The 12,875-nt window shown below is 43.2% G+C and carries 13 protein-coding genes; 6 read left to right on the top strand and 7 right to left on the bottom strand.

Features of this window, described 5'->3' with window-relative positions; translation table 11 throughout:
• Window positions 1-177: 177 nt before the first annotated feature.
• From ACSAZL_RS05420 to cooS, 6 genes are all read right to left on the bottom strand, one after another.
• Window positions 178-630, bottom strand: a complete 453-nt coding sequence (locus tag ACSAZL_RS05420; RefSeq protein WP_440947693.1) for a universal stress protein — start codon at window positions 628-630, stop codon at window positions 178-180.
• Between the two features lie 271 nt (window positions 631-901).
• Complete coding sequence (locus ACSAZL_RS05425; protein ID WP_440947694.1) at window positions 902-1,096, bottom strand: hypothetical protein; 195 nt, start codon at window positions 1,094-1,096, stop codon at window positions 902-904.
• A gap of 627 nt (window positions 1,097-1,723) precedes the next feature.
• Window positions 1,724-2,662 (bottom strand): nucleoside recognition domain-containing protein, encoded by a 939-nt coding sequence (locus tag ACSAZL_RS05430; protein WP_440947695.1) that lies wholly within the window; start codon window positions 2,660-2,662, stop codon window positions 1,724-1,726.
• 241 nt (window positions 2,663-2,903) lie between these two features.
• Entirely contained in the window at window positions 2,904-3,362 is a 459-nt protein-coding gene (locus tag ACSAZL_RS05435) for a universal stress protein (RefSeq protein ID WP_440947696.1), read from the bottom strand.
• A 627-nt stretch (window positions 3,363-3,989) separates the two neighbouring features.
• Window positions 3,990-4,505 (bottom strand): 4Fe-4S dicluster domain-containing protein, encoded by a 516-nt coding sequence (locus tag ACSAZL_RS05440; protein WP_440947697.1) that lies wholly within the window; start codon window positions 4,503-4,505, stop codon window positions 3,990-3,992.
• Between the two features lie 14 nt (window positions 4,506-4,519).
• Window positions 4,520-6,394, bottom strand: coding sequence for an anaerobic carbon-monoxide dehydrogenase catalytic subunit (gene cooS / locus ACSAZL_RS05445; protein ID WP_440947698.1), 1,875 nt, complete (start codon window positions 6,392-6,394; stop codon window positions 4,520-4,522).
• An 851-nt stretch (window positions 6,395-7,245) separates the two neighbouring features.
• Here cooS and ACSAZL_RS05450 point away from each other — a divergent pair.
• From ACSAZL_RS05450 to ACSAZL_RS05475, 6 genes are all read left to right on the top strand, one after another.
• A complete protein-coding gene (locus ACSAZL_RS05450; protein ID WP_292391131.1) occupies window positions 7,246-7,428 on the top strand; it encodes a methytransferase partner Trm112 in 183 nt (60 codons plus the stop codon).
• A gap of 14 nt (window positions 7,429-7,442) precedes the next feature.
• Window positions 7,443-8,195, top strand: coding sequence for a DUF7524 family protein (locus ACSAZL_RS05455; protein ID WP_440947699.1), 753 nt, complete (start codon window positions 7,443-7,445; stop codon window positions 8,193-8,195).
• Between the two features lie 416 nt (window positions 8,196-8,611).
• Window positions 8,612-10,216, top strand: coding sequence for a glutamine hydrolyzing CTP synthase (pyrG, locus tag ACSAZL_RS05460; RefSeq protein ID WP_440947700.1), 1,605 nt, complete (start codon window positions 8,612-8,614; stop codon window positions 10,214-10,216).
• Window positions 10,217-10,525: 309 nt separating this feature from the next.
• Window positions 10,526-10,660: a hypothetical protein gene (locus ACSAZL_RS05465; RefSeq protein ID WP_440947701.1), complete on the top strand. Its 135-nt coding sequence runs from the start codon at window positions 10,526-10,528 to the stop codon at window positions 10,658-10,660.
• 389 nt (window positions 10,661-11,049) lie between these two features.
• A complete protein-coding gene (locus ACSAZL_RS05470) occupies window positions 11,050-11,187 on the top strand; it encodes a hypothetical protein (RefSeq protein WP_440947702.1) in 138 nt (45 codons plus the stop codon).
• Between the two features lie 470 nt (window positions 11,188-11,657).
• Entirely contained in the window at window positions 11,658-12,152 is a 495-nt protein-coding gene (locus ACSAZL_RS05475; RefSeq protein ID WP_440947703.1) for a DUF4013 domain-containing protein, read from the top strand.
• A 77-nt stretch (window positions 12,153-12,229) separates the two neighbouring features.
• Here ACSAZL_RS05475 and ACSAZL_RS05480 read toward each other — a convergent pair whose 3' ends face one another.
• Window positions 12,230-12,694 carry a hypothetical protein gene (locus ACSAZL_RS05480; protein WP_440947704.1) on the bottom strand — a complete coding sequence of 155 codons (465 nt, stop codon included), beginning with the start codon at window positions 12,692-12,694 and terminating at the stop codon, window positions 12,230-12,232.
• Window positions 12,695-12,875: the final 181 nt, after the last annotated feature.

The raw sequence follows: 12,875 nt of genomic DNA on the forward strand, positions 1-12,875 counted from the left end.
AAGTCACCGAGGTAAGCGTTAATCTCTAAAGTCATCGCAGCTAGGTTTTTGACCTCAAGGGCTCTGTTGTTGAGAATATTTCCTTTGATAAGCTCCTGAGGTCAATTTTCTTTTTTCAAAAAATGTAAATAGTAACCTGAGGTTTGCATTTCCGCTTTTTGTCTACCGGCTTTAGTTTCATTCCTCCGGGACTTCGCCTCTTACCACGAGTACAGGTATTTTTGAATGCCTCACAACGTTTTCAGCTACGCTCCCGAGAAGGAACCTGTCAAGTCCGGTTTTCCCCAGTGTACCCATAACGATCATTTCAATTTCGTTCTGTTCCGCAAATTCTATTATTTTATCTGCGGGGTGTCCTTCCAGCAGTACGGGTTCCACTTCCACTCCGGCAGCTTCAGCAGCCTCTTTCACGAAAAATGTAGCTGTCTCCCCTTCCCTTCTGAAATGGTCTATTGCAGCCTGTTCCCAGCCAAAGCCCCTGACGGAATGGGTCATCGGGACCAACACATATACAGCATAAAGTTTGGCTTTGCTAAGCCTTGAAATTTCAATCGCCGTATCAACAGCTTTTTTGACAAGGACCGAACCATCGGTCGCAACCATTATTTTTTTATATGTTCTTTCTCTCATACCTTACCCTCTCGTTTATTCTCCTGTTGGTTCTTTTTCTCTCACCCCTGGATCAGCTCCGTTTTCTGAAGCTTATCCGGTACGGTTCCCCTTATCGGTGTAAATATGCATGTAATATGCATGTAAACCCACATCTGTATGTAAGTTTACGCTTGCATGTAAGTGCATCCCTGCTCCACGTTATGTCCTGCCAATTATTATATGCTGTTTTTTCATATATTTCTGAGCAATTTATACTCTCTTCCGGTATTGGAACTGAAATACAGTTGATTTACATATCTTTGGCAGATATTTTTACCCTTTTTGTCCCTATTCCTGGCTTTTTATTCTTTGAGCGGAAATCTCCTTCCGGTGTTTTATGCGCTAATTGTTCTATTAACTTGCCATTTCCGGATAAAAACTCTTTAAGTTCAGTATTTTTTTTCCTTTTCTTGCACAAAAGGGTGTTGCCCTTTTTATGCACCAAAACGTTTATATATAGCTTAATCGTCAGAAGAGTTTAGTGAACGGGTAAAGCTCAAAATCAAATATTATTGATCATAATCAAATCCAACATATTTTAACCTCCTCCAGAAATCCCCGTTCACTAAATTGCTCATTATATTTTTTGAAAGTTTATACAAGTAAAATTTAGTTCAGTTTTGTCTATTTATCTTTCCTTTGAAGTTTTCTTCTCGTATTTTTTTAAACATTAACCTATGAAAAAGGCTTTTTCGGGAAATACTTTCCCGCTGTCGGGAATATTTACTGTGTGGGAAAGTTTTTGTTGTTTTTGTTGTTTTTTCAGATAACTTGTATAGTTTGTATACTGTATATTTTGTACACCCTGTATTATTCTCTACCTTTTCTTTTCTCACCTTCTATTCTCAGGGCTTCTACTGTTTTGAGAACTCATGCCATTCTGGAAAGCGGCAGGTTTCAGATTTCCCCTAGTTTCAGATTTCCCCTATTTTTTGTCCTGGAAATCACTCCGATCTCGGGATAAAAAGAAGGGCCAAAAATTGCAAGCAAAAAGCCAAAAAGTGAAAAAAACCAAAAAGCATGTCAGTAGGAGTCTACAAGACATGCCGGTAGAAATTTAAAAGATTCGGGTTCAGGAAGCCATGCCAAGCAGTACTAACAAAACTACAAGCCTTACAAATATGCTTATTGCCGTAGAATACGCAACAATCTGGACTCCAAGGCGTGTCCCGAAAATAGCTACTTTTCTTGGGAGCTGGCTGCGGACGGCAAAGATGGGGAGCATGAACATGCTACCTAGCATAAGCACGATCATTGCCTGCACATTTGTAATCTCTCCCGAATGGATCATGGGCCCTAGAAGTGAAATCCCGAGTATGGGGCTTGCAACGTAACTTGTCAGAGGAACAATTGTCTCCGGGGGGATTTTAAAAAGCTCGGCAAGGGGAAGCACACTGAATATTTCGAATGCCCCCTGCTCCTGAAGGAAAAAGATGATAGTGGTTGCTATAAGATAAACTCCTGCAATCTTCAGAAAGACCCTGAACTCTTTTTTAAATGCCCGTTTTAAAGCGGTCTTCAGAGACACTTTTTCCGTGCTCCTGGTCTCGGGAGCCTTGCAGGAGTCCCCTTTAAGAAAAATCTTGCTTGCAACAGCAATTACCAGAATCTTGAACACTGCAGTGACTACGAATACAAGAGAGTAAAATCCTCCTACCACGAGTCCGAGCGCAGGCAGAACTATGGGGATCTGGTAGGTGAAGAGTTCACGAAAGTATGCAGGGGTTGCGTTCATCATTGAACAGAGCACGGTTTCCCTGTCGTTAAGGCAGTTTTCCTTTTTTGCCTGAAAAAGCATACTGTTTGCGGCAACCGCAGATCCTATTGCCACAACGAAGGCTGAAGCACAGGTTTCTGGCAGGTTCGTATAGGCAAAAATAGGACTTACAAGTTTTGAAAACTTCTGCATCAGGCCCAGTTCCACAAGCACGCTGGTGCCTATAAGCCCCACAAAAATCATTACAAGTATCGGGAGCGCAAAATCCAGTACACTGAGGAAAAGTTCTATCATTGAAGCTTATTTGGGTCGGGCAGGTAAATCAATCTATCCCGAAAAAGTTCGGGACTCCTGCCCTGAAAACTCCCCGTTTTTAAAGTTAATGTTTTTAACATTCAGCATTTGCACACAGCGTTTTACCTTGTATGTATCTGGTCTTTTACCTTTGTCTGTATCGGGCCTTTTCTTTATTTCTGCATTTATGGCTGGTACTTTACGTCTGGTACTGCACTCAGTATTTTCACTGCATTCAGTATTATTCGGCTTCAGCCCCTCTTACGACGAGTACGGCTTTTCCGGAATGCCTCACTACATTCTGGGCCACGCTTCCCAGTAAAAACCTCTGGACTCCTGTCCTGCCGTGTGTTCCCATCACGATCAGGTCTATATCGTTTTCTTCTGCAAACTCGACGATTTCATGCGCCGGGTTCCCTTCAAGGATAACGGGTTCGACCTCAACATTCGTAGCTTTTCCCGCGGTTTCTACATAAGCTGTCGCTTCCTTTCCTTCGGTAGTCATGTGCTCTTTCATTGCTTTATCCCATCCAACTTCTCTCGGATGGGTTAGAGAAAGCCCTCCGGATGCCATCACGTATACTGCATAAAGCTTTGCCCCGCCCAGCCTTGAGATCTCAATCGCCGTATCAACCGCTTTTTTGACGGGTTCCGAACCGTCAGTTGCAACCATTATTTTCCTGTAGATATTGCTATTCATGCCTTACTCCCTTTTTTCTTTTCAAGTTCTTTATGTTAATAGGGCAATAATCCTTTATATAGTATCAGCCTGGGAGAGGCAAAGAGAACTATTAACGGGTTCTCGCTGCGCTCAAACGGAATAATTTATGAGTTAGAGTTGTTGATCGGGTTTTCTCAAGTGGCTTAATTTACGGGTTATAACAGTGAGCTACGCTCAGGAAGATTGAATGCCAGGAAAGCTGTCGCTGGCGGAAGTGCTTCTGTTTGCCTGAGAATTGAAATAAAGGGTTGCAGAGTTCAGGAAAAATATTCTCCTGAACCGGGAGGCAGTTCTTCAATATTTTATCTCTTAATTACGGCACTGTTTTCAGGTTATTTTTTTATCACGGAAGGCTGGTCCCAGCCCTAAGCGGTGAAGAAGAGAGGCCAGAATAAGCAAGCTCGGCAGCTCTGGAATAATATAACAATTAGCTGTGGGAGGAACGCACCAGCTATTTAACCTCAAAATTACAACCAGTGTCCAGTCTCTGTCTCATTTTGCGGAATTTAATTATGGTGTGAAAAATCCCCTTTGCCCGCAGCGGGGTCTGCAAGTGAAGTTTTGATTCAGTTGCAGGTTTCAGAGGATTCTCGCTGCATTTATTCTTTAACGCCCTTCTATTTCCGCAAACACAAGGGCATGGGTGGGGCAGGCTTCCACGCAGGCAGGGAGTTCTCTCCCCTCGCAGAGATCGCATTTTATCGCGATCCCGTTTTCTGTCCGACTATCGATTATTTTGTGATTGCAGAGCATGGAAGAGTTCCAGCATCCTGTAGCAAGTATTAACCGGTACAGAGAAGAAAAACGGGTGCAAACAGTCGAACAGGTCCAGCAGTCAACACAGCGTTCAAGGTTGCGGATTACCGTGCCTGTATCTGTGTCCTGGGAAAGGGCTTTTGTGGGGCAAACCGAAACACAGGGCGCATCCTTGCAGTGGCGGCAGGTGATCGGCATGGAAGCTCCAAGGGCAGGAAGGTACTCAACAGAGATGCGTTTTCTTGGAACGGGGTCTTCTCCGACTGCCGAAAAGAGGGTTTTGCTCTTTGAATGTGCAACAGCACAGGCAACTTCGCAGGAATGGCAGCTCATGCAGCGTTCGGGCCGGATTATCACGTCTTTCATATGAAAAGCCTCCTTTATTTCAAGCCCAGTGCCTTTCTTTTTCCTTCAATATGCTCAAGCATCAGGTCTGCAGCTTTGAAGGGGTCAGGTTCAACGGCAAAACTTGCTCCGATAACGCCGTCCAGGCCTTTTGTCAGGAGAGCCGTAACTGCCTGGCTGCCAAGGACAGGTGGGATTGTACCAAGTACGGTAAACACTCCGGAGGAAACAACGTAAGTTCCTATACTTACTGCTTTTTCACTCATCCATTCCGGGGCTGCCCCTGCAGCGGGAAGGGCGCTTATATCCACACCCAGGCGGTTTGCAATTGCCGAGGCAAGCACCAGGATGCGGCTGATATCAACACAGGAACCCATATGAAGGACAGGCGGAATGCCAAGGGCTTCGCAGACACCTTTAAGCCCGTCTCCTGCCAGCACGGCAGCTTCCGGCACAAGAAGCCCGGCTTCGGCACAGGCAATCGCATTGCATCCGGTGGTGACTACCAGCACATTATTTTTAATCAGTTCCTTTACAAGGTTCACATGCCCGTAATTGTGCTGGATCTTTACGTTATTGCATCCAACAACCGCTCCGATCCCCTTCACCGCCCCTCCGGCAATCGCCTCAATGAGAGGGTCAGGGCTTCCTCCAAGGGCTTTGAGGATAGCTTCGGCACTGAACCCGACCATGCAATCCTGCTTTTCTTCCGGGATACTTACCTTTTCACGATTCCGGTTCGGGAAATTTTCTACGGCTGCCTTTACGATCTCTTTTGCGGTTTCATAAGCTTCCTCTTCATGAAATTCCATTCTCACGGTTCCGGGGAAATCGGCTTTTGAAGATGTGGATATGAATTTTGTATGGTAGCAGCCGGTAAGATTTCCAAGAGACGGCATAATGCACTGGACATCCACGACCATAGCTTCCACAGCCCCTGTAATTACTGCGAGTTCCTGCTGGAGGAAAGTGCCCGCTATGGGGGTTCCGTGACGCATCAGGTTTTCATTTCCTGTACAGCAAATCCCGGCAACATTGATACCTGCTGCCCCTTTCTCCTGCGCAAGTTCAAGAAGTCCGGGGTCTTCCGCAGCTTCAACAATCATTTCCGAAAGAATTGGCTCATGCCCGTGGACAATTATGTTTACCTTATCAAGAGCGAGCACTCCAAGGTTCACGGTGCTCTTCTTCGGTTCCGGGGTCCCGAAGAGTATATCCTGGACATCGGTTGCAATCATGGAGCCTCCCCAGCCGTCCGAAAGCCCTGTACGCAGGCCCTGCAGCAGGATATGAGTTGCATTATTGTCCACACCCATGTGAGTCCTGTGCATACATTCTACAATTTCCCGGTCGATTCCCCTTGGCTCGATCCCGAGTTCCGACCAGAGCTTGAGCCTTGACCCCGGCGCCCGTTTCGTACATAAAATTGGTCCGTTCTGTTTTCCGAACTCCTGGAGCATCGCACTGGCAAGTCCGACTGCCACTTCTTCCCGGCTCTTTCCTTCTGCGGAAATCCCATACTCCGAGGCAAGGGCGAACAATTTTGCTTCGTCTTTTATCCTGTAGCTTCCGGCTTCCCCTTCGCTCATTTTTTTGAAGGTTAATACTGCATCCCTTGCATGGTCGGAATGAGCTGCTGCGCCTGCGGCAATCATTCTCAGGAGGTTTCTTGCAACTATGATGTCTGCAGTAGCTCCGCATATCCCCTTCTCGGTTCCTTCTCCGAAGGGGTCTATCCTGCAGGGGCCCATGTTACAGTTCCGGCAGCAGACTCCGAGTTGCCCGAAACTGCACTGGGGAAGTTGTTGTTCATACCGGTCCCAGGCAGTTTCTATACCTTCGTTTTCTGCTTTCTGGAGCATCGTCCGGCTGGCAGAATCGATGCTTTTCTCAAATGCTGTCTGTTTCATTTCTTTTCCCACACTTTTACTATGTTTTTTACTAATATCCGGAATTCAGGTTCCACTTCCTGAATCAGAGGGTTTTTCCGAAACTCGTGATCCTTAAATAAATTGAGCTAATCTTATCCTGTTCCCGAAGCTCAACTTGTTCAGTTTGGATAAAAATTATTTATGATTATCAAATGTTATTATTTTATAAACCTTTTTAAAAAAAAGCAATTTGTTAATATCTATTTAAAGTTGTTTTCTCAGCTTGAAATGTTAAAAACTCAAATAATAAGTAGTCCGTAAAATAATAGGTTATCTGTAAGTACATAGATCACATTAAAATAGGAAGATGAATTGAAGAAAGATTAACTGAATATGTTAAATATCCGGAATGACGTAGATCAAAGGATACAGATAAGAGAAGTCAATGGAATACATAAATATTCAGTGAACAGGAATCGTCAGGAATATATTGGTGCCTGGAGATAAGGATCTCATAAAGTCGAATATCAGGATATGGAAGAAGAGGTCTTCAAAAGAATACGAGATCTTCAAAGACTATGGAATCTTCAAAGACTATGGAATCTTCAAAAGAATACGAGATCTTCAAAGACTATGGGATCTTCAAAGACTATGGGATCTTCAAAGACTATGGGATCTTCAAAAAGTATCAGTAAACAAAACCCTGGCGAATATACGAGAATTAACTGTAAATAGCATTATCAGGTTCTTATATCTGAGGCTGAAGAAATAAGAAGCAGTACATGGAAAAATAAGAAGCAGGACATTATGGTACGGAGCCTTAAAACACTCCTGCGAAATGTTAAATTCTGTCTCCCCTATCGCAAAAGTGGCTTTGTTGGTGAATTTTTGTGAAAAAAGATCTTATGGATATCCTGGCCTGCCCTGTATGTAAGGGCGACCTGATTTTGAACGTTGTTGAAGAAAATGAAGAAGAGGTCATATCCGGAACCCTCTACTGCCCTGTCTGTAAAGAGCATTATCCCATAGATGAGGGGATTCCGAATTTGCTTCCTCCGGACCTCAGGAACTGATGTGAGGGTTGAACTTGGAGCAGATATTCCAGAATGTTATTATCAACCGGCAGGAAATAAACTCCATCGAGTTTGAAAAAGAAAGCATTGAGATCCCTCTCTATCCCGGTGGAGAGGAGACTTTCGAAATCCTTGTTACAAACCACGGGTCTCCAACCCATATCCACCTTTCCGTTAGTGAAGAACTAAAAGGTCAGATCACTTTTTTGCGGGACAACCCCTATGTCCTCCAGAAGGAATACGTTTCCGCAGTTGCAAGAATACCGCAGGAAGGCAGGGTACTTACAAAAGGTCAGATCTTCATCACTGCAGGGTACGGCTCGAAAAGGAAAGGGTTTCCGGTCCAGCTCGGAAAGGTCGAGGCAAAGCCACAGGAACCTTCAAAGGATGAGCCTAAGAAATGGGAAGAAGATACGGAAGAATTTATACCCTCAAGGCCTTCCGTGTCAGAACCTGTAAAAAAAGCCTCACGTCCGAGGACAGGAGGTGGCTCTGGCGGGATTTCATCATCCGTCCTGAGGGGTTTTAAAGGGGGTTTTCCTTCTTCCCAGGGAAAAAGGACTCAAAGAGGCATGGGGCATAACGAAAGGCTTCCGCTTGCGCTGGCTTTCGGAGGTTTTTTGCTGCTCGTGTCCTTATTCTTCCTTTACTTCGTTCTGCCAGCAGGACTCCAGTTCAGTGTTAGTTTTTTTCAGGCCCTTTTATTTTCAATCCTGTTTGTAACCTGTACTACTTACATCCTGCTGAGAATCATGGAAGAGGGTTGAGAAAGTTCGGGAAACCGGGTTTATATCTTATTTTGCAGGCCGAATGGAATATATTTGACCAGAATCAGACTTCCAGGAAAGTAAAATTCTTAATTAGCCGGGATTTTCGGATAAGCTCGCTTATCTGAATTTCTTTCCTGTTTTAATTCTTAATTCAGTTTTCCAGATTCGAGTTTTTCCGGTTCTTTTTTCAGCTTTTTTGCAAGCTGTCTCTGGTTTTCGTTTACTATTTGAGATTGTTCTTTCAGGGAATTAGAGAGTATTTTTTATATCATGAAGATATTGGTATTGTGTTCGTACGCAAGCATTGAAGTAAAGAATTTGTATATATTACATTTGATTGTTTTTTAGTCTAAAGTTACAGGAATCTTTTGGTCTAAAACCCTTATTAGAAAAATTATCGAGGAAGCTTACCCATGAAATATATCGTAGTTACCGGTGGGGTGATGAGCGGGCTTGGGAAAGGCATCACCATCGCGTCCATCGGCAGGAACCTTAAAAATAAAGGTTATAAAGTTACGGCTATCAAGATCGACCCTTACATCAATATTGATGCAGGCACCATGAGCCCCTACCAGCACGGGGAAGTTTTTGTGCTAAGGGATGGGGGCGAAGTTGACCTGGACCTCGGAAACTACGAGAGGTTCCTTGACACGGAACTTACCCGAGACCACAACCTCACCACAGGCAAAGTTTACCAGGAAGTGATCGCCAAGGAGAGGAGAGGGGACTACCTCGGAAAGACCGTTCAGATCATTCCCCATATAACAAATGAGATCAAGAATAGAATAAGAAAGGTTGCAGCTCGAAGCGGGGCTGATATCTGCCTTATCGAGATTGGAGGGACTGTCGGAGACATCGAGAGCATGCCTTTCCTTGAAGCTGTCCGCCAGATGCACAGGGAAGAACCTTCCGAAAATATTGTCTTTATTCACGTTACCCTTGTAATGGAAGATCTTCAGGGCGAGCAGAAAACCAAGCCTTCTCAGCACTCAGTAAAAGAACTCCGGGCACTGGGTCTGAGCCCTGAAGTGATAGTTACGAGGTCAAAGACTCCTCTTCAGGAAAGCGCCAAAGAAAAAATCGCCTTATTCTGTGATGTGCCTCAGGAACTGGTTATCAGCGCTCATGATGCCGCTGATATTTATGAAGTGCCTCTTGAGATCGAGGAGCAAGGACTGACCACCAGGCTCATGAAGCACCTGAAACTGGAGTCCAGCGTCGAGGACAATGGATGGAGGGAAATGGTTGCAAGGATGAAGTCCACAACCGATGAAGTCAGACTGGCAATTGTAGGCAAATATACAAACCTGGAAGACTCTTACCTCAGTATCCTTGAGGCTGTCAAGCACGGCGGAATTGATAATGGGTGCAAGGTTGAAGTCAACATGGTTGAGGCTGAAACTCTTGAAGAAAACCCTGCAGAGATTGAGAAGCTCAGACAGTTTGACGGCATCCTGATTCCCGGAGGTTTTGGAGGGCGCGGGACTGAAGGCAAGATGCTTGCAATCAAATTTGCCAGGGAAAATAATGTCCCATTCCTGGGGATCTGCCTGGGTATGCAGCTTGCTGTTATCGAATTTGCCCGGAACGTTGTAAATCTGGAGAATGCAAACAGTACGGAGTTTGATGAAGACACTCCTTACCCGGTCATTGACATCCTCCCGGAGCAGACCGGAATTGCGGATATGGGCGGCACAATGCGCCTTGGAGACTACGATGCCATCCTCAAAGAGGGTTCCCTTGCTACAAAGCTCTACGGCACCAATTACATTGTCGAGCGCCACCGCCACAGGTATGAGGTGAACCCCGAGTTTGTGGACAGGCTTGAATCCTTTGGCATAGTCTTTTCCGGTAAAAACAAAAACAGGATGGAGATCGCCGAGATTCCCGGCAAGCGTTTCTTCTTTGCCTCTCAGTTCCACCCCGAATTCAGGTCAAGACCGGGCAGGCCGTCTCCCCCGTTCGGAGGCCTTGTCAGGGCAATGTGCAAATACAGGAAGGAAAGGGAAGGCCAGTAACATAAGGGAACAATGAACCCTATCTGCGTGATTAGAGAGAATTTGCTCTCTATTCTCTTTTTTTCTGTTTTTTCGATTTCCTAACTGAGATTCCCTAACTGAAATTTTTTAACTGAAATCTCTGAAAAATCGATTTTTAAGCTCCTTATATCATTCATACGGGAGCTGAGGATTTCTCTTGCGGGAAAATGATAAATAGTTTTAAAAAATGAAAGTAAGGGATTAATCTGATATCTGTTGAGGTACTGTATTGAAGTGGTATCTGCACGGATATTCTTGATTTCATTAAATTCTACGAAGGTATGCAACATGGCAATGTCTAAAAAAGATATGGATAAGAAAAAGAGTGCTAAGAAAGAAAAGATGCAGGAGCTGGAAAAACTGGCTTCCGCAGGCAGCAAGGACGCAAAGAAGAAACTTGCAAAGGAAATGAAGAAAAAATAACCTTTGATACTTTTCTCCTTTTTGTCTTACATTCGTGAGAGGGTCCGGGGTTGATAACACCCGGTCCCGGACATTTCTTCTCAGTTCCTGTTCAATTTTAAAAACTTTTAATTCCGGCTTTTTTGACTTTTTTGAGGTCACAACATCGCTGAGCACTTTTCTTATGTTTCTTCTCTCCTTCATTTGTTTTTGGATCCCTTCTTCATTCTCTTCTTCATTTTCTTCTTCAATTTTCTTCTTCAATTTTCTTCTTCTCTGGTTTTTCCCTAAACAAAACTGTTAAATATTTTTGACACTTATGATTTCTACTTGCAGCAATATATTGTAAAGTTTGGGCTGCAGAAACATTACAATGAGGTTGCTTAAGCAATCTCGTGAAGGTTTGTTATATGGCAATGGTTAAGAAAGACATGGAACAGATCTCTACTTCCAAAGCACGAAAAGAAATGGATAAATTGCAGAAGAAAGCTTCCTCCGGGGACAAGCAGGCAAAGAAAATGCTCGAAAAAGATAAAGAGAAAAAATAACCGGAGTAGATTTTCTTTCATTAAATTCTAAGGAAAATGCGGAGAGGTTAGAAAAAAACCCTTGCCTGAAAGCTTTTCATTTCAAAAATAACATTCAGACTGCTTACAAACAGCCATTAAAGTGTTAACCTCCATTTAGCAAAATACTTTATTTCATTTTTATTCTTGTTTACTATTTGGATTTTTTCGATGGCAGTATTTTCATTTTGTAATATCCCGCGTTTCAGAGTTCTTATTTCACGCCCTGTCAGATTGTTGATCAACTGTTTTTTCCATTTAATGGCTTGATTATCTGTGTAAATTTATATATTAATCTTTATGTATATCTCTAAATTTATTTTTACAAAGTTTTATATACATGGAAAATAGGGATATATCTGGTGATTATTATAGAAACCATAAGTTTTTCTGAGGCTTTGAAATATCCATTCAAAATACCGCAAAGGCTTCTCTATATACTATTGTTATTCGTGCCGATTATAGGCTGGCTTGCACTTTTTGGCTATACTGCAAGGCTTGTTAATGAATTTATTGAGGGCAGATATGAAGGACTTATAAAACTCGATTTTATGGAAGACATGAAACTCGGGTTCATGATTCTCCTGAAATCACTTCCTTTCTATATCGTGTACTTTATTCTATTGTCTGCTGCAATGTATGTCAGCGAAACTCTGGGGAGTCTTATCAACTTGATGTTAGGGTTCTTTGTGATCCCAATGCTTGTTGTAAACTTTTATAGGAAACAGACCATTGAATCTTTCTTTGAGTTTGGCATACTGAGCATCCTCAGGGATAACCTTGGAGAATATATCATTACTTTACTGAAACAGTACGCTCTTATTATTGTATTTCTGGTCCTCTCAATTGTACTTGTAGGTATACCTGCAGCGTCCTTCACAAGTTCAATATTCTTTGCAAACATGTACGGAAGATTGGTGGAAAAGAGAGCAGGTCCCAGTCTGTAACCTTATAAGTATTTTATCTCCATTTCAGGCCGGATTTTCTGGCCTGATTTTTTTCTCTAATCTGAATACATGGTTTTTTACATTGATTCGTTTTTACCTGTTGTTGAGTCGTTTTCTTCATTCATTGTTGACTCCGAGATATTATCAGAATTGTTTGCTGTTTCTTCCGAGATATTCTGTCTCGCAAGATAATCTTCAATCATCTGTCTTTTTAATTCTTCTGGATAGTTTTCCGGAGGGTGTTCCAGGTCCTCAAGACTTTCGATCCGGACGGGATCAAGCTTCTGGTCTTCTTCGAGCATTTTCCTTACCGTCTCGTTCTGTTCGGCAAGGGCACGGAGTTCTTCACCGCTCATCCGGTTTAATTCGTCACCTTCAACAAACCAGGGATCGCCTTCATTAAACCAGGGTGTACTGGCAGTTCTTTCACCAGCCTCTTCTTCTCTTCCGCTACCTGCAGCTTCTTGTGTATCCTCAGTCGGTATAAAGAAGACAATTACCAGGAAGAACACTAAGACCAGCGCAGCTGTTCCATGTTTCATATTCTTACCTGTTTTCTTCTGCTATTCGCTTCCCATTTTTCTTTTCCCTTTTGCATACTTTAACCCTCTACTTCATCAATTTTTGAATATAGGGTCTATTTGTCTTTTTCTCTCCATACTATCTAACTAAATAGAAAATTTAAATTTTATTTCACTAAATTATTTTATAATTTTGAAAAAT

Source organism: Methanosarcina mangrovi, assembly GCF_052057765.1.
Lineage (GTDB): Archaea > Halobacteriota > Methanosarcinia > Methanosarcinales > Methanosarcinaceae > Methanosarcina.